A 16,676-nucleotide genomic window follows, 5' to 3' on the forward strand; every position below is an offset into this window, starting at 1 on the left:
TCGCGGTCCAAATTAAAATAATCATGAAAAAAATTACACTCTGCCTTTTATTCTTAGGCGCTATGAATGCTGTATCGGCACAGAAAATTAATCTTGGAAAAGCTGCAGGCGTTGTTTCTAAAGGAGCAAAAGCCCTTACCTTTACCAATGAAGACGCAGTAAAACTGTCAAAAGAATCGGTTGACTGGATGGATAAGAACAATCCGGTTGCAGGACCTAAAGATCCTTATACAGTAAGACTTAACAAGCTTTTCGGAAAACATAAATCTCAGGATGGACTTGCTTTAAACTATAAAGTTTATAAAGTAAAGGATATCAATGCTTTTGCCTGTGCAGACGGAAGTGTTCGTGTATTTTCTTCGTTAATGGATATCATGACGGATGATGAATTATTAGCAGTAATCGGACATGAAATAGGACATGTAAAGAATCAGGACACCAAAGACGCTATTAAATCTGCTTACCTGAAGGCAGCAGCACTGGATGCGGCATCATCAGCATCAGGAGCTGTAGCAACGTTAAATGATAGTCAGATAGGGCAGATGGCCAACGCTTTTCTGGATGCTTCACACAGCAAGAAACAGGAATCAGAGGCAGATACTTACTCTTATGATTTTATGAAAACTAATAACTATAACGTAGTAGGGGCGTATTCAGCATTCAAAAAACTGGCTTTGCTTTCGGAAGGAAGCACTCAGACTGGTTTTCAGAAAATGTTCAACTCTCACCCTGACAGTGAAAAAAGAGCCCAGGCGATTAAGAAGAGAGCTGAAAAAGACGGTTTATGGAAAGATCCGGGAACAATTGCTATTCCTAAAACGAAGCTTAACAAATAATACAATCTTCAGTTAAAATAAAAATTCCTCAAAGACAACTTTGAGGAATTTTACTTATATTGAGTTTTAATATGGTCTTAAAGAATTAAGAATACATTTTTTCTCTGATTTCTTTTACTTTTTTGTCTGCAAGATATTCATCGTAAGTCATTTCTCTGTCAATAATTCCTGAAGGAGTCAGTTCAATGATTCTGTTACAGACTGTCTGAAGCATTTCGTGGTCATGAGACGCTAATAAAAGATTTCCTTTGAAGTTAGACAATGAGTTGTTCAAGGTCGTGATACTTTCAAGGTCAAGGTGGTTGGTAGGTTCATCCAATAATAAAACATTGGCTTTCTGAAGCATCATTCTGCTGAACATACATCTCATTTTTTCCCCTCCTGAAAGTACTTTACAGGATTTTAAAGCTTCATCACCAGAGAAAAGCATTCTTCCTAAGAATCCTCTTACAAATTCTTCATGACGCTCTTCATCATTTTTGGTGAATTGTCTTAACCAGTCAACCAGGCTTAAATCTTCCTGGAAGAAATTGGTGTTATCTAAAGGCATATGAGATTGGTTTGTGGTAACTCCCCAAGCCACTGTTCCTTTATCTGCCTGAACATTTCCTGCAAGAATCTCAAAAAATTCTGTGATCGCTAAAGAGTTTTTAGACAACACAGCAACTTTATCACCTTTCTTAAGGTTTAAATCAATGTTTGAGAATAGAAGTTCTCCGTCTTTTGTTTTCTCAAGACCTTTTACATCTAGAATCTGATCTCCTGCCTCTCTTTCCATTTCGAAAATAATGGCTGGATATCTTCTTGAAGAAGGTTTGATATCATCGATATTCAGTTTATCGATCATTTTCTTTCTGGCTGTAGCCTGTTTTGCCTTTGCAACGTTAGAGCTGAATCTTGCGATGAAGTCCTGAAGTTCTTTCTTCTTTTCTTCTGCTTTCTTATTAGCCTGAGCTCTCTGTCTTGTGGCAAGCTGAGAAGCCTGGTACCAGAAAGTATAGTTACCTGTATAAAGGTTAAGTTTTGCATAATCCAAATCTCCGATGTGCGTACAAACCGTATCCAGGAAGTGACGGTCGTGAGAAACAACGATTACCGTGTTCTCATAATCAGCAAGAAAATCTTCCAACCAAGAGATCGTATCAATGTCAAGGTCATTCGTAGGTTCATCCAGAATCAGTACATCCGGATTTCCGAAAAGAGCCTGAGCCAAAAGAACCTTTACCTTGTCCTTGTTCTCAAGTTCGCTCATCATCTGCCAGTGCATATCATCTTTAATCCCAACATTTGAAAGCATCGTCTGCGCATCAGATTCTGCAGTCCATCCACCCATTTCATCATAGATTACACCAAGCTCACCTGCTTTGATTCCGTCTTCATCAGAAAAGTCTTCTTTAGCATATAAAGAATCCATTTCTTCTTTTATTTCGTATAATTTTTTATTTCCTCTTAAAACAGCCTCAAGAACAGTAAATTGATCATAAGCAAAGTGATCCTGCTCCAAAACTGACATTCTTTTCCCCGGCTCCAAAGATACATGCCCTGTAGTAGGATCCTGCTTTCCTGTTAATATTTTAAGGAATGTAGATTTCCCCGCACCGTTTGCTCCGATAATCCCGTAGCAGTTTCCTTTGGTAAACATAATATTTACCTCGTCAAAAAGAACTCTTTTCCCGAATTGTAAAGATAAGTTAGATACTGTTAACATATAGTTTTGTAAATTTGGCGCAAAATTACGAAAAGAATTTGGGTATTTCGTAATAATGTAATAGTCAAGTTTTTAAATATGGGGTATTTTTTCTATATTTCATTAACAAAATAAATAGGGAGAAGTCCCAAAGGGGCGATTTAATGAGAAGATTGAACGTAACCCATCAGTATAATCACTAATTTTTTACAATGAAGATCGAAAAAACAGTAAGTATATTAAACAGAAGAGCCCGTTTTGAATACGAAATCCTTGAAGAATTTGAAGCAGGGATGGTTCTGACGGGTACAGAAATAAAATCTTTACGCTCATCCAAAGCATCCATTACAGAATCTTTCTGTCAGTTTATTGATGGGGAGTTATACATTATTAATATGATGATTGATGAGTATAAATTGGGAACTTTTTACAATCACAAAACAAAAAGGGAACGGAAATTGCTGTTGCACAAAAAAGAATTGCAGAAACTTGAAAAAAAGTTAAAGGATGCTGGTAACACAATTATACCTCTTAAGCTATATATCACAGACAAGGGTAAAGCAAAGGTGCTCATTGCGCTTGGCAGAGGGAAAAAACTCTTTGATAAAAGGGAGGCGATAAAAGATAGAGAAAATAAACGTAACCTGGACAGAATATTAAAGAAAAGTTAAAAATCATTCAAAAAACTTTGTATATAAAGAAAAATTATATTTATTTTGCATTATCAATTATTTAATCATTTAATTCTATGAAAAATCTAAAATTAGGAATTTCAGCATTGGCGCTTACTGTTGCCTCTACTGTCTTTGCCCAGACTACCAATAATCCGTGGTTGATCGGAGTTGGTGCTCATGCGGAAAACCATAAGGCACAGAGAAACAACTTTAGTAATACGTTCTCTGCTAATAATTTAACGAAGACGATGTTCAATATGAACAACTTCTCTATTACACCTCCATTATCTAAATTAACAGTTGCTAGAAACATCGGTAAAGGTTTAGTTATCGACTGGCAGACTTCCGTAGGTAATGTAGATAACAAGAGATTCAACATGGGAAAAGAATTTTTCCTAATGACAGGTCTTGGTTTCCAGGCTAAAGCAGCTGGTCTTCTATGGGATGAAGAATCTTGGTTCGATCCATATTTGAGAGTTGGTGCTAACTACCTAAGACATGACCACACTGCTCTTTCTTTCCCTAGATATGATTATAGAGGAGAGCTTGTTACTAACGGAGACGGTGGTAACGAAAGCGGTAAAGCTAACCACTTTGCAGTTTCTACAGGTGCTGGTGCTAACTTCTGGGTAACTAAAAACTTCGGTCTTGGTATCCAAGGAGATTATGTATCAACTCCAGGAGATAAAGCTAATTATGCTAACTTCTGGCAAGCTTCCGCATCGATCTTATTCAGATTCGGTAACAGAGATAGAGATAAGGATGGTATCCTAGATAAAGATGACCTTTGTCCAGATACTCCTGGTTTACCAGAATTCCAAGGATGTCCTGATACTGACGGTGACGGAGTTCCAGATAAAGACGATCAATGTCCAGAAGTAGCTGGTCCAGTTGAAAACAACGGTTGTCCTTGGCCAGATACAGATGGTGATGGTGTTATCGATAAAGATGATGCTTGTCCTACAGTTGCAGGTCCTGCTGAAAACAACGGTTGTCCTTGGCCAGATACAGACGGTGACGGAATCTTAGATAAAGATGACGCTTGTCCTACAGTTCCAGGTCTTCCAGAATACAACGGATGTCCTAAGCCTAAGAAACAAACTGCTATTGAAACTACAGAAGCTCTTAAAGGAATCTTCTTTGACTTCAATAAAGCGACTATCAGACCAGAATCTAGCGCAAAACTAGATAACGCTGCTAAAATCATCAAGACTGACGGAGGTAACTACCTAGTTGAAGGTCAAACTGATGCTAAAGGTGCTGCTGAATACAACTTGAAACTTTCTAGACAAAGAGCTGCTTCTGTAGTTTCTGCTTTAGAAGCTAGAGGTGTAGATGCTACAGCTCTTAAATCAATCGGAGTTGGTGAAACTAAAGCTACAGTTTCTGAAAAAGCTTCTGATGCTGAAAGACAAGCTGATAGAAAAGTTATCGTAACTGCTATCGAAGATGCTAACGAGTGGAATGCAATCTCTAAGAAAGATTATGAAGATGCTCCAGTGAAAAAAGCAGTAGCTAAGAAAAAAACTACTAAGAAAAAAGTAGTTAAAAAGAAAAAATAATTAATTTTTCTAAATAATAAATACCTCCAATTTTTTGGGGGTATTTTTTTTTTGTTGACTTTTAGTTAATTTTGTTGAAATTTAAAAATTAAAATGGGAAGAGCATTTGAATATAGAAAAGCTTCTAAAATGGCCAGATGGGATAAAATGGCCAAAACATTCTCTAAAATCGGTAAAGATATAGCACTGGCAGTAAAAGCCGGAGGAACAGATCCTGAAGCCAACCCTGCTTTAAGAAGATGTATCCAGAATGCCAAGGGTGCGAATATGCCCAAAGATAACGTAGAAAGAGCCATCAAAAAAGCAAGTGGCGCTGATGCGGAAAACTACGAAGAAGTTACTTATGAAGGATATGGACAAGGTGGTGTTGCTTTTTTTGTTGAGTGTACAACCAACAATACAACGAGAACTGTTGCCAATGTAAGAGCAATTTTCAACAAGTTTGATGGTAACCTTGGTAAGAATGGTGAATTAGCTTTTATCTTCGACAGAAAAGGAATTTTCAGCTTGGATTTGGCTCAGATTAAAATGGATTGGGACGATTTTGAAATGGAAATGATTGACGGAGGTGCTGAAGATGTGGAAAAAGATGAGGATGAAGTAATGATCACTACAGCTTTTGAAGATTTCGGTTCATTATCTCATAAATTAGACGAATTGGGAATTGAGGCAAAGAGTGCAGAACTTCAGAGAATTCCGAATAACACCAAAGAAGTAAATGAAGAGCAGTTCAAAGCCAATATGAAAATGCTTGAACGTTTCGAAGATGATGATGATGTGCAGAACGTTTATCACAATATGGAAATCACAGATGAGCTGATGAACTCACTGTAAAAATAATATAGCATTCATATACAGTTAACTTTCAATTAGTTTCTTTGTATAAAACTATGAAAAGAAACGTTGAATTAGTTGTTATATCGGATGTTCATTTGGGAACTTATGGATGTAAGGCTAAAGAACTGCTGCGGTATTTGAATTCCATTCAGCCTAAAACGTTAGTTTTGAATGGTGATATCATCGATATCTGGCAGTTTAAAAAGTCTTACTTCCCTAAACCTCATTTGAAAGTGATCAAAAAGATTCTTTCATTGGCTACTAAAAATACACAGGTCTACTATATTACAGGTAACCATGATGAGATGTTCCGCAAGTTTACTGATTTTGAACTGGGAAAACTGAAGGTCTGCAATAAAATCTGTCTTGATATTGATCAAAAGAAAACCTGGATATTTCACGGAGATGTTTTTGATGCCTCTGTCCAGCATTCCAAATGGATCGCAAAGCTTGGCGGAAAAGGTTATGATCTCCTGATTGTCATTAATAATGTTGTCAATTGGTTTTTAGAGAAAATGGGCAGAGAGAAATATTCATTTTCCAAGAAGATCAAAAACAATGTAAAAAAGGCAGTTAAATATATCGGCGACTTCGAATTGACTGCTTCCGAATTAGCCATTGACAATCATTATGATTATGTAATCTGCGGGCATATCCATCAGCCTCAGATCCGCGAAGTCGTCACTAAAAAAGGATCCTGTACTTATCTGAACTCAGGGGACTGGATCGAAAATCTCTCAGCTCTCGAATATCATGATAAAGAATGGAAAATATTCTATTATGACGACCACAAAGATTCACTTAAAGACGACGAAGTAGAAGAAATCCAGGACATGGACAGTTCCGAGCTTCTGAAAATAGTAACTAATTTTTCTTAAATGAAAGTACTGTATGCATTTCAAGGGACTGGGAACGGACATATTGCCAGAGCGCAGGAAATAATCCCCATTCTCAAAAAATATGCCTTGGTTGATACATTGATCAGTGGTCATCAGTCGCAGTTAAAGGCTGGTTTTGACATTAATTTCCAATACAGGGGGATTTCCCTTCTTTATAACAAAACAGGAGGCTTATCCTATCGCAAAACGTTTACCGAGAATAAATTTCTTGAAGCTGCAAAAACAATCCATGAATTGGACCTTTCACGATACGATCTGATCATTAATGATTATGAACCTCTGACTGGTTGGGCCAGTAAATTGAAAAAGCTTCCAATGATTGAATTGAGTCATCAGGCTTCCATGAGCTTTTCAGAAACACCTAAGCCTGAAAAAAAAGATTTTCTGGGTGAGCTGATCCTGAAATATTATGTTCCCAGTGAAAGGAAGATAGGGTTTCATTTTGAAAATTATCATCCACAAATTAAAAAACCGGTAATCAGACATAAAATCCGGAACCTCAATCCGGATAAAAAAGGATATTATCTTGTTTATCTTCCCAGCTTTGCAGATGAGAATATCATCAAAGTTCTAAAACAGATTCCTGTGCAGTGGAAAGTATTTTCCAAGTACAGCAAAGTACAGGTTAAAGTTAAAAATGTAGAAGTTTTTCCTATTGACGAGGTAGAGTATCTGAAATATTTTGAGAGCTGTGACGGTATTTTATGCAATGCCGGTTTTGAGACTCCTGCAGAAGCCCTTTTTCTGGATAAAAAACTGTTTGTGATCCCTATTCATAACCAGTATGAACAGGAATGTAATGCCAGTGCTTTAAATCTTATGGGAATTCCGAATTCTAAAGTCTTAAATCTTCAGGAAATTATGGAATGGGTGGCTTCAGATCATCATTTAAAAGTAGATTATCCTGATGATATTGAAGAAATCCTGGTCAATGAAGTTTTAATTCTTTAAAAAAACATCATCTACATCACTCATTCTTGTCATCACGGCTCTTGCGTAAGAACAGTGAGGATATACTTTCCAATTATTTTCCCGGGCAAATTTTATAGCTTCTTCAACCAAGTATTTTCCCATTCCGCGACCTTCAAATTCCGGATGAACTAATACAAAAGAAATAATAAACTTATTTTCTTCCGGAAAAATAGTATAGGTAAGCCTTCCGACTTCTTTTATTTCATTGTTCAAGGTTAGAACACCGCCGTTTCCTGATTTATTGTTTTCAAATCTCATAATTCAAAGCTTTGTTTTAAAGATGCAAAAATTGCACCGACAGATAATTGTTGATGGTGAATTGACAATTGTGAATTTGCTTCGCGGTCAATTTTTAAACTTTATTAAGCACAGAAAGTATTTTTTTTAACATTACTAATTGGACTATTCACTTGCGAAGCAAAATTGACCATTGAAATATCAGTTGTCTTTCCCAGTATAGTAGTTATAGTCCTTAATCACCACGTTGATAAACTGTCTTTCCGTCATCTTTCTCGGATCTATTTCCAGTTTTAAGATACTTTTGATCTTATCCGAAAGCCGGCTGATGATTTGGCGGTCGTCTACCTTCAGAGCTTTGGTATAGTTATCTTTGATGATCCGCATATCATTATCGCTTAATGCAATGACCTGGGGGAATGACGGAATATAGCCTTCATGAATATTCTCTAAGATGGTATGGGAAATATTGATGTTATTCTTCAGTGAAATCACAGCAGTACCGGAAGCAATATCACCCAGGCGCTGGTTGTTTTTAGAAACAATCATGGAGATTAGGCCGACAACACCGGCTGCTGAAGTATCGATCAGTCTGAAGACCCAACGGATCAGATAATCCCCAAAACTCGCCTGGTAACCATCAATTTTTACGACCCGGATTTTCATCAGTTTTTTCCCGGGAGTCTGTCCTTCCATCAGGCTTTCTAAAACAACGGGATAAATATAAACCGGAAATGTAAGAACAATATAAACCGCCATGACAGACCATTGATCTAGCCCTGTCAATAAATACCCGAGATCAAAAATATTGAAGAAAAGATAAAATATAATGACTACATAAGCAACCTTTATCAGAAGATCGATAATGAAGGCAAGCATTCTTTCCCCAACGCTGGCAATATTAAAGTTAATATTTACATTTTGTGAGGTATTTATCGCAATTTGAGACATAATTTTTATTATTTTAGCCTTACAATTATGAGAGAAGTTTATTTCATTAAACAAAATAAAGAAAAATGGTTGGGAATTGAACAGGTTATTCAAGGGAAAATAAAAAAAAATCCTGATGACCTGTCTTCGCTGTACATCAACCTGATCAATGATCTTTCATTTGCACAGACCTATTATCCTAAAAGCAATACGACAGTATATCTGAATCATCTGTCTTCGCAGATATTTCAGAAGATCTATAAAACCAAAAGGGTAGAAGAAAACAGATTCATTTATTTCTTCAGGACAGAAGTTCCCTTACTGGTACATCATTACAGAAGATATCTTATGTATGCTTTTCTGTTTTTTATTCTGTTTACCTCAATCGGTGTGCTTTCCGGAGCGTATGATAAAGACTTTGCGAATATCATTCTTGGAGAAAATTATGTTAATGAGACTATAGAGAACATTAAAAAAGGTAATGCTGTAGGAGTCTACCAGAGTGGTTCTACATGGGGAAGCACAATTGGCATCATTTTCAACAACATTGGAGTAGGGGCAAAATTATATATCTATGGGATTATGGGAGGAGTAGGGACATTGTTTGCCCTGCTTTCCAACAGTGTTATGCTGGGATCCTTTCAGTATTTTTTCTATGATTACGGTGCTTTGAAAGACAGTGCAAGAGGAATCTGGCTTCATGGTGTTTTCGAGATCTTTGCAATGGTTGTAGAAGCCATGTGCGGACTGATCCTGGGAGCGAGTATTCTGTTCCCGAGAACATTTTCAAGATTCAATTCCTTTAAAAAAGGATTTAAAGATTCCTTTAAGATCTTCCTCAGCACCATTCCGTTTACCATTTGTGCAGGAATTATCGAAGGTTATGTAACAAGACATGCTTTGAAAATGCCGCTGGGGGTAAATTTAGCCATAATAATCAGTTCACTTGCCATTATAGGATTTTACTACTTTGTTTATCCTTCGGTGGTCTATAAAAAAATTAATAATCATACCCATGATGCAGTTTTATAAAAAAAGAGAATTTGGAGCTTTCATCAGTGACAGCTTTAATTTTTTCAAATTATACGGGAAAAACTATTTCAAAAACTATATCCTGATCAACGGGCTGCTGTTAATCTTAACAGTTGCTGTAGTGATTTTTGGCTTTAGAGAAATTTTCGGACAGCTTATCGGCTCCAATATCAGTGGCGAAAGCTATTATTTTGAAAGGTATTTCTCAGAGAATGCAGGAATGCTGATCGTTGCCGGAATATTGGTTTTTGTACTGTTTGTCCTTTTGGGAATAGTCAATTATCTGTATCCGGTTTTCTACCTGAAAAGGATTACTGAAGGAGCCCAAAAGATAAAAACAGACGAAATCCTGGGTGATTTTAAACGAAATGCAGGAAGAATTGCTAAAATGTGCATAGGAATGCTGTTTATTGTACTTCCCATAATGATGATCGTGGTGGGTTTTTCTTATGTATTGATGCTCATTATCATTGGTTTTTTCCTGATGTTGCTTGTTTATCCTACAGCATTCAACGTTTCTGCGTTTCTGATGTATGATTATTTTAATACAAAAAGAGGCTTTATAGAAAGCCTGAGTTATTCCATAAGGTCCCAGTTTTCTTACCCGAACGGGAACGAAAAATCTCCATACTGGAAATATTGGGGAGCATCTATTATCATGTTTATTATTATGTACATGATAACGTCAGTATTTACACTTATTCCCATGTTCTTTATTTACGGATCACTTCTGACATCCGTTCCGAATGGAAGTTTTGAAGAAAATCCTTTTACAGGAGCATTAGGAATCATTTTCTTTATATTCTATGGATTTTCAATGCTTGCATCGTTACTCCTTTCCAATCTGATGTATATTAATGCTGGACTGATGTATTATGACAGCAGGACCGATCTTCACCAGAAAGTTGAACTTGAAGAAATAGAAACCATAGGTATTAATGAATAAACTTCTTTTTTTTCTGCTGCTTTTTTTCTCCATTACTCCTGTTCATGCGCAGGATCACAATGAGCCTGCAACGGTAGAAGATTATATAGTAGATTCTCTGGGAACCGGACATTACAGAAATATGCTCCGGGCAGACTCTGTACTGATCAGAAAACCGGTTTCAGAAAACCAGATTTATCCAAAGAAATTCAAAGAAAATATTCAGTCAAGATATAAAGGAAAAGAATTTGATTATTCGGTTTCGAAGCCCAAAGAGTCTTTTTTCCAGAAGCTGATGAGGAGAATAGATAAGATACTGCAAAGTATTTTTGGAGAAACCGTTTTTACCAATTCTGCAAAAATAACTACTATTCTTATTCGTCTTTTTGCGATTATTCTGGTAGGATTCCTTCTTTATTTTATCATTAAATATTTAATGGGCAAAGACGGAAACTTTTTCTTTGGCAAAAAAAATAAAAAAGTGGATATTAATGCACAGGAGCTTCATGAAAATATCCACGAGATCAATTTTCCCGAAAGCATTGCAAAATTTGAAAGTAAGGGTGATTACCGTTCAGCGGTTCGTTACCAGTTTCTCTTTATCCTGAAAAAACTAAGCGATAAAAAGCATATCAACTGGAATCCTGAAAAAACCAATAAGGATTATGTAATGGAACTTAAAACGGAACACCTAAAAAATGATTTCTCCGGACTGTCTTATATCTTTGATTATGTTTGGTATGGAGAATTCACCATTGATGAACAGGCTTACCTGAAATTTAAAGATCAATACCAGGCATTTAAGCCATAATTAAATAATTAACCATGAAAAAAACCTTCAAAATATATGCTGTGATATTCATCGTTGTGATGCTTATTCTGGCGTTGCTTGAAGTCAATAAAAAAGAAACAACAGACTGGCGTAAAAATTTTAATATCAACGAAAAGTCACCATTTGGCCTATTTGTTTTTAATAATGAAGCCAAAGATTTGTTTAAAAATAACCTAAGGAAAACAGAAGAAACCCCTTACGATTATTATAACCAAAGAAAAAAAGCCCCACATAATATCATTGTCATAGAAAAAGATCTGGATAAAGAATCCTGGAAGAAAATCCTAGACCAGGTATCAAACGGTTCAGATGCAATGATTTTGATGAGCCGGGTTTCAAAAGATATTTCAGACAGTATTGGCTATCATAGCTCGGATATTTCTTTTGAAGAGGAAAATGTACTGAAGCTTACGGATAAAGAATATCAGAATGATTTTATTAAATTAGATAAATTTCCGTCGGGCAGAGGATTTTCATACATTAAGCCTAAAGTGGAAGTGCTGGGTAAAACAGTGGAAAAAAACAATTCGGACCAGGCAAATTTCATTAAGATAAGCTTTGGAAAAGGAACGATCTATGTGCACAGTGAACCGCTTTTCCTCACCAATTATTATCTTTTAAAACCTGGGAGCCTAAAATATACACAGGATGTTTTTTCGTATCTTCAGGATAGGGAAACCATCTGGTTTGTGGATAACGACACCAAAGTTTCACGTTTTTTCATGAGATTTGTTCTGTCCAATCCTGCATTGAAATATGCCTGGTGGGTCTTTTTAGGCGGGCTCGTATTGTTTATTTTCTTCAATGCAAAAAGAAAGCAGCGGATAGTCCCGGTTTTGGAGCCGCTGAGAAATACTTCGGTAGATTTTGTAAAAAGCATTGGAAATCTTTATCTTCAGGAAGGAAATTTTCATGATATGATGGCCAAAAAAGCCCAGTATTTCCTGAATAAAATAAGGATGGACCTGTTGATTGATACTCAGAATCTGGATGGTGAATTTGCTAAAAAACTTCATTTAAAGACAGGGAAACCAATAGAAATGATTGATGAAGCTATAGACCTGATCAGAAAAGGGCAGGATCCTTATGCAAGTGTCATGAAAGAAGATCTTGTGAGAATGAATAAACTTCTTGATGAAATACTTAAATAAATATAACAATTTAGTAATGTAATAATGTAATAATGTACAGTAGAGTATAGCAGAAATATCAGTCATGATAAAATTGCAGCGTTGTTAAATGGTTACATTGTTATCTTGAAAAAAATATAATTATGGAAAATTTTGAAAACCAGAATGTAGAGAATCAAAATTCTATTAATCTAAATAAAACAGAAGATCAGTTTCAGTCACGAATTGATATGATTGAGCTGCGTGCCAGTTTAGACAAAGTAAAAGCTGAAATAGCCAAAGTTATTGTCGGACAGGAAAGTATGGTCGAACATCTTATTGCAGCTCTTTTATCAAACGGACACGTGTTGATTGAAGGTGTTCCCGGGGTGGCAAAGACCATTACAGCCAAGCTTCTGGCAAAAACTATTGATGTGGGCTTCAGCAGAATCCAGTTTACGCCCGATCTTATGCCTTCCGATATTCTGGGAACCTCTGTTTTCAATGTAAAAAACTCTGAATTTGAATTTAAAAAAGGGCCTATCTTTTCCAGTTTCATATTAATTGATGAGATCAACAGATCACCGGCGAAAACCCAGGCGGCATTGTTCGAGGTGATGGAAGAAAGACAGATCACTATGGACGGAACCCGCTATATCATGGATGAGCCATTCCTGGTAGTGGCCACCCAGAACCCTATAGAGCATGAAGGAACCTACAGGCTTCCCGAAGCACAGCTGGACCGTTTTCTCTTCAAAATCAATGTTGGATATCCAAATCTTGAACAGGAAATCGCCATCATCAGAAACCAGCACGAAAGCAAAAAAGAAGATAAAACCGAAGGCATCAACCGTGTCATTACTGCTGAGCAGCTGAAAAGCTATCAGCACTTGGTAAAAGAGATCATCGTAGAATCTCAGCTTATGGAATATATTGCTAAAATTATAGTCAATACGAGAGAAAACCAGTTCCTGTATCTGGGTGCTTCTCCAAGAGCTTCATTGGCCCTGCTTACCGCTTCCAAATCTTTCGCAGCGCTTAGAGGAAGAGACTTTGTAACCCCTGAAGATATCAAAGAGGCAAGCTATGCGGTATTAAGACATAGAGTAATCGTTTCTCCGGAAAGAGAAATGGAAGGTCTTACCGCAGATGAAATTATACGCCAGATCTTAGAGGGAATAGAGATTCCGAGGTAGATCGTAGGAATTAGGATTTAGGGATTAGGTCTAACAGGTAATTATTTATCACAGTTGATTCCCTAATCCCTAAATCTTATCCCCTAATCCCTTACAAAAAATGAAAAACCTATACATCAATACACGATTTTTCTTTTCGCTCATCGGAGTGGGGATAGTGTATGTCCTTGCTTTTTTCTTTCCGGTTCTGATGTGGGCGGCCCATATTCTATTGCTGCTATGCTTTCTTGCGGCAATGGTAGATTATCTTTTAATGTTTAATCAGAAAAATGCCTTGCTTGCCCAAAGAATACTGCCGGAGAAGCTTTCCAACGGGGATGAAAATTTTGTAAAAATCGATATTAAAAATAATTACGGTTTTAAGATCAGTACGAAGATCATTGATGAAATTCCGTTCCAGTTCCAGAAACGGGACTTTTTGATTATAAAAAATATTGAATCAGGTAAGAATACCTATTTCCAGTATAGCCTGGAGCCTAAAGAAAGAGGAGAATACAGTTTCGGAAACCTGAATGTTTATGCTTCTTCACCATTAGGTTTTGTTGCCAGAAGGTTTAATTTCCAGAAAGATGCTATGCTGCCCGCTTACCCGTCTTTTGTTCATCTCAGAAAGTATGAGCTGATGGCGCTGCAGAGCGAATTTATGCTGGGAGGGATCAAAAAGATCAGAAAACTGGGACATACCATGGAATTTGAGCAGATTAAAGAATATGTTCCCGGCGATGATATCAGAACGATCAACTGGAAAGCCACCTCTAAAACGAACCGGTTGATGGTCAATCAGTTTCAGGATGAAAAATCACAGCGTATCTTTATCCTGATTGATAAAGGAAGAACGATGAAAATGCCTTTTAATGGATTGAGTCTGCTTGATTACTCCATCAATGCAGCTATGGCTCTTTCCCATATTATCCTGAAGAAAGGCGATCGTGCCGGAATGATGACCTTCTCAAAAAAGACTGAAAATAAAATCGCTGCTGAAAACAAATCCGGACAGCTGAAAAAGATCTCAGAAGCACTGTATAATATTAAAACTGACTTTTTTGAAAGTGATTTTAACCGTCTGTATCAGGATGTAAAATATTCTCTGAACCAGAGAAGCCTTGTGTTGCTTTTTACCAATTTTGAAACCCTTGACGGATTAAACCGGCAACTGAAATACCTCCGTGGTATTGCTAAAAATCACTTGTTGGTTGTCGTGTTTTTTAAAAATTCAGAACTGCAGACCCTTATTCATAAAAATCCTGAAAGCATGCAGGAAATTTATGACGAGATTATTGCTGAAAAGTTTGAGTTTGAAAAGAAACTGATCATTCAGGAACTTCGGAAATATGGGATCTACACCGTATATACTCTTCCTGAAAATTTAAATATTGACGTTATCAATAAATATCTTGAGATAAAAGCGAGAGGAATTTTATAAAAACAGTTTAAAGACAAATAAAAATAATGGAACTAAAGCCAAGAGAAAGAGCAGGTGCGCTGTTAAAAATAGCAGCATTAAATGAAGGTGCAAAAGAATATATTCTTAATAATCCTGAGCTCTTTAAATTACTGTTGAAAGCAGCTAAAAGATATATCGGGGGTGAGAAGATAGAAGAAGCTATAGCAACTGCTAAAAGAATTAATGAGAAAGGGCTTCCTACTTCACTAGAGTTTATGGGAGAAAGTACCCGTTCAGTGGAAGAATCAGAATCGGTAACTCAACATTTCCTTAACTTGATCAACCAAGTGAAAGAAGAGAACATTGATTCTATCATTTCTTTGGATTTATCACATATTGGGCTTGCCATTGATAAGGATATGGCTTATAGTAATTTGGTATCACTAGCAGAATCAGCTCACAAAAAGGATATTGAAGTGGTGATCAGCGCAGAAGGAGTTGAAAGAACAGATGATATTATTAATACCTTTTGTAAAATATCTCCTGATTTTTCAAATGTGGGAATTACTCTTCAGGCTTATTTAAATCGTACTCCAAAAGACCTTGAACGAATATTAAATGAAACACAAGGGAAAATAAGAATTGTAAAAGGTGCGTTTGCTGTTCCTCCCGGACATGCTGTAGAGAGAGGAGAACACTTAGATGATCTATATATTAAATATATTGAAACTCTTTTCCTTAAAAATAGAAGATGCTCTATTGCTACGCATCATGATAAAATTCAAAATAGAGTTAAAGAGCTCATTGTAAAATATGATGTTCCAAAATCTAAGTATGAATTTGAAATGTTACTGGGAATACAGGAAGACCTATTGGATGAAATCCATAAAGAAGGCTACCCATGCAGACAATATATTGTGTATGGCGACGAATGGTATTTGTACATGTGTAACCGAATTGCGGAAAATCCGGATAATCTTTTTCAGGCTATAGTTGATATCATGTCTTAGCCTGGGGCTTAATGCATAAAGTTTTTTATATTTGAATAAGAATATTGAAAAATACTGAAATATAAATCCGTACAATGAAAATAACACTCAACAGAATAAACGACGACTTTTTATTTGAATGTACCAATTCCCAGGGAAATTCAATTCTTCTGGACAATACCTCACAGCCGGGAGCTAAAGGTGTTTCCCCAATGGAAAGTGTACTTATGGCCGTAGCCGGATGCAGTGGAATAGACGTAGTGGCTATCCTGAAAAAACAGCGTCAGGAAATCACAGGTTTCCAGGCAGAAGTAGAAGGAGAAAGAGTTCCTGTAGAAGATGCAAAGCCATTTAAATCTATCAAAGTAAAATTTCTTTTAGAAGGGAACATAGATCCTAAAAAGGCATTAAAAGCAGCCCAGCTGTCTTTTGAAAAATACTGTTCCGTATCAAAAACTCTGGAACCGAATGTAGAAATCGGATATGAAGTTTTGGTGAACGGAGAGAAAGTTTAAATATTTTTTAATATAAATGTAGCGGGGGGGGGGGGGGGGGGGGGGGGGGGGGGGGGGGGG

At 36.6% G+C, this 16,676-nt stretch carries 17 protein-coding genes; 14 read left to right on the forward strand and 3 right to left on the reverse strand.

The annotated features are described in order from the left end of the window. Nucleotides 1-23: 23 nt before the first annotated feature. On the forward strand, nt 24-836 hold the full coding sequence (locus tag ACTJIV_RS03545; protein ID WP_440625633.1) for a M48 family metallopeptidase: 813 nt from the start codon (nt 24-26) through the stop codon (nt 834-836). An 85-nt stretch (nt 837-921) separates the two neighbouring features. Here the strand turns inward: ACTJIV_RS03545 and ACTJIV_RS03550 are convergent, their stop codons facing one another. Next, complete coding sequence (locus ACTJIV_RS03550) at nt 922-2,544, reverse strand: ABC-F family ATP-binding cassette domain-containing protein (RefSeq protein WP_111957156.1); 1,623 nt, start codon at nt 2,542-2,544, stop codon at nt 922-924. A gap of 191 nt (nt 2,545-2,735) precedes the next feature. On the opposite strand from ACTJIV_RS03550, the gene smpB reads away from it, so the two are divergent. The 5 genes from smpB (at nt 2,736) to ACTJIV_RS03575 (ending at nt 7,446) form a co-directional block, all read left to right on the forward strand. After that, nucleotides 2,736-3,194 (forward strand): SsrA-binding protein SmpB, encoded by a 459-nt coding sequence (gene smpB / locus ACTJIV_RS03555; protein ID WP_062650837.1) that lies wholly within the window; start codon nt 2,736-2,738, stop codon nt 3,192-3,194. Nucleotides 3,195-3,271: 77 nt separating this feature from the next. Beyond that, complete coding sequence (locus ACTJIV_RS03560; protein ID WP_440625636.1) at nt 3,272-4,759, forward strand: OmpA family protein; 1,488 nt, start codon at nt 3,272-3,274, stop codon at nt 4,757-4,759. Between the two features lie 93 nt (nt 4,760-4,852). Then, nucleotides 4,853-5,593 carry a YebC/PmpR family DNA-binding transcriptional regulator gene (locus tag ACTJIV_RS03565; protein WP_111957162.1) on the forward strand — a complete coding sequence of 247 codons (741 nt, stop codon included), beginning with the start codon at nt 4,853-4,855 and terminating at the stop codon, nt 5,591-5,593. Between the two features lie 56 nt (nt 5,594-5,649). After that, nucleotides 5,650-6,474 (forward strand): UDP-2,3-diacylglucosamine diphosphatase, encoded by an 825-nt coding sequence (locus ACTJIV_RS03570; RefSeq protein ID WP_336377703.1) that lies wholly within the window; start codon nt 5,650-5,652, stop codon nt 6,472-6,474. Beyond that, nucleotides 6,475-7,446 carry a glycosyltransferase family protein gene (locus ACTJIV_RS03575; RefSeq protein ID WP_440625639.1) on the forward strand — a complete coding sequence of 324 codons (972 nt, stop codon included), beginning with the start codon at nt 6,475-6,477 and terminating at the stop codon, nt 7,444-7,446. Here the strand turns inward: ACTJIV_RS03575 and ACTJIV_RS03580 are convergent. Further along, a complete protein-coding gene (locus ACTJIV_RS03580; protein WP_223558256.1) occupies nt 7,435-7,725 on the reverse strand; it encodes a GNAT family N-acetyltransferase in 291 nt (96 codons plus the stop codon). The two genes, ACTJIV_RS03575 and ACTJIV_RS03580, sit on opposite strands and share 12 nt — an antisense overlap. Nucleotides 7,726-7,905: 180 nt before the next feature. Next, nucleotides 7,906-8,655 carry an RDD family protein gene (locus tag ACTJIV_RS03585; RefSeq protein WP_111957171.1) on the reverse strand — a complete coding sequence of 250 codons (750 nt, stop codon included), beginning with the start codon at nt 8,653-8,655 and terminating at the stop codon, nt 7,906-7,908. 27 nt (nt 8,656-8,682) lie between these two features. Here ACTJIV_RS03585 and ACTJIV_RS03590 point away from each other — a divergent pair, with 27 nt between their 5' ends. The 8 genes from ACTJIV_RS03590 to ACTJIV_RS03625 all read left to right on the forward strand — a co-directional run bounded on the left by ACTJIV_RS03590 (nt 8,683) and on the right by ACTJIV_RS03625 (nt 16,616). After that, nucleotides 8,683-9,666 carry a stage II sporulation protein M gene (locus ACTJIV_RS03590; RefSeq protein WP_223558258.1) on the forward strand — a complete coding sequence of 328 codons (984 nt, stop codon included), beginning with the start codon at nt 8,683-8,685 and terminating at the stop codon, nt 9,664-9,666. After that, nucleotides 9,650-10,612 carry a DUF4013 domain-containing protein gene (locus ACTJIV_RS03595; protein WP_440625642.1) on the forward strand — a complete coding sequence of 321 codons (963 nt, stop codon included), beginning with the start codon at nt 9,650-9,652 and terminating at the stop codon, nt 10,610-10,612. Before ACTJIV_RS03590 ends, ACTJIV_RS03595 begins: the two co-directional genes overlap by 17 nt. Next, nucleotides 10,605-11,402, forward strand: a complete 798-nt coding sequence (locus ACTJIV_RS03600; protein WP_440625644.1) for a DUF4129 domain-containing protein — start codon at nt 10,605-10,607, stop codon at nt 11,400-11,402. Before ACTJIV_RS03595 ends, ACTJIV_RS03600 begins: the two co-directional genes overlap by 8 nt. Nucleotides 11,403-11,416: 14 nt before the next feature. Further along, entirely contained in the window at nt 11,417-12,574 is a 1,158-nt protein-coding gene (locus ACTJIV_RS03605) for a hypothetical protein (RefSeq protein WP_223558261.1), read from the forward strand. A gap of 122 nt (nt 12,575-12,696) precedes the next feature. Further along, nucleotides 12,697-13,728 (forward strand): AAA family ATPase, encoded by a 1,032-nt coding sequence (locus tag ACTJIV_RS03610; protein WP_440625646.1) that lies wholly within the window; start codon nt 12,697-12,699, stop codon nt 13,726-13,728. Between the two features lie 100 nt (nt 13,729-13,828). Next, nucleotides 13,829-15,151: a DUF58 domain-containing protein gene (locus ACTJIV_RS03615; RefSeq protein ID WP_440625648.1), complete on the forward strand. Its 1,323-nt coding sequence runs from the start codon at nt 13,829-13,831 to the stop codon at nt 15,149-15,151. Between the two features lie 26 nt (nt 15,152-15,177). Further along, on the forward strand, nt 15,178-16,122 hold the full coding sequence (locus ACTJIV_RS03620) for a proline dehydrogenase family protein (RefSeq protein WP_440625650.1): 945 nt from the start codon (nt 15,178-15,180) through the stop codon (nt 16,120-16,122). A 74-nt stretch (nt 16,123-16,196) separates the two neighbouring features. After that, nucleotides 16,197-16,616, forward strand: coding sequence for an OsmC family protein (locus ACTJIV_RS03625; RefSeq protein WP_111957185.1), 420 nt, complete (start codon nt 16,197-16,199; stop codon nt 16,614-16,616). Nucleotides 16,617-16,676: the final 60 nt, after the last annotated feature.

The sequence above is a fragment of the Chryseobacterium sp. 22532 genome (genome assembly GCF_052044665.1).
In the GTDB taxonomy this organism is placed as follows: domain Bacteria; phylum Bacteroidota; class Bacteroidia; order Flavobacteriales; family Weeksellaceae; genus Chryseobacterium; species Chryseobacterium lathyri.

Bases quoted from the DNA above. Each gene is read 5' to 3' on its own strand.
- ACTJIV_RS03545 (WP_440625633.1), top strand. From the start codon at position 24: ATGAAAAAAATTACACTCTGCCTTTTATTCTTAGGCGCTATGAATGCT.
- ACTJIV_RS03550 (WP_111957156.1), bottom strand. From the start codon at position 2,544: ATGTTAACAGTATCTAACTTATCTTTACAATTCGGGAAAAGAGTTCTT.
- smpB (WP_062650837.1), top strand. From the start codon at position 2,736: ATGAAGATCGAAAAAACAGTAAGTATATTAAACAGAAGAGCCCGTTTT.
- ACTJIV_RS03560 (WP_440625636.1), top strand. From the start codon at position 3,272: ATGAAAAATCTAAAATTAGGAATTTCAGCATTGGCGCTTACTGTTGCC.
- ACTJIV_RS03565 (WP_111957162.1), top strand. From the start codon at position 4,853: ATGGGAAGAGCATTTGAATATAGAAAAGCTTCTAAAATGGCCAGATGG.
- ACTJIV_RS03570 (WP_336377703.1), top strand. From the start codon at position 5,650: ATGAAAAGAAACGTTGAATTAGTTGTTATATCGGATGTTCATTTGGGA.
- ACTJIV_RS03575 (WP_440625639.1), top strand. From the start codon at position 6,475: ATGAAAGTACTGTATGCATTTCAAGGGACTGGGAACGGACATATTGCC.
- ACTJIV_RS03580 (WP_223558256.1), bottom strand. From the start codon at position 7,725: ATGAGATTTGAAAACAATAAATCAGGAAACGGCGGTGTTCTAACCTTG.
- ACTJIV_RS03585 (WP_111957171.1), bottom strand. From the start codon at position 8,655: ATGTCTCAAATTGCGATAAATACCTCACAAAATGTAAATATTAACTTT.
- ACTJIV_RS03590 (WP_223558258.1), top strand. From the start codon at position 8,683: ATGAGAGAAGTTTATTTCATTAAACAAAATAAAGAAAAATGGTTGGGA.
- ACTJIV_RS03595 (WP_440625642.1), top strand. From the start codon at position 9,650: ATGATGCAGTTTTATAAAAAAAGAGAATTTGGAGCTTTCATCAGTGAC.
- ACTJIV_RS03600 (WP_440625644.1), top strand. From the start codon at position 10,605: ATGAATAAACTTCTTTTTTTTCTGCTGCTTTTTTTCTCCATTACTCCT.
- ACTJIV_RS03605 (WP_223558261.1), top strand. From the start codon at position 11,417: ATGAAAAAAACCTTCAAAATATATGCTGTGATATTCATCGTTGTGATG.
- ACTJIV_RS03610 (WP_440625646.1), top strand. From the start codon at position 12,697: ATGGAAAATTTTGAAAACCAGAATGTAGAGAATCAAAATTCTATTAAT.
- ACTJIV_RS03615 (WP_440625648.1), top strand. From the start codon at position 13,829: ATGAAAAACCTATACATCAATACACGATTTTTCTTTTCGCTCATCGGA.
- ACTJIV_RS03620 (WP_440625650.1), top strand. From the start codon at position 15,178: ATGGAACTAAAGCCAAGAGAAAGAGCAGGTGCGCTGTTAAAAATAGCA.
- ACTJIV_RS03625 (WP_111957185.1), top strand. From the start codon at position 16,197: ATGAAAATAACACTCAACAGAATAAACGACGACTTTTTATTTGAATGT.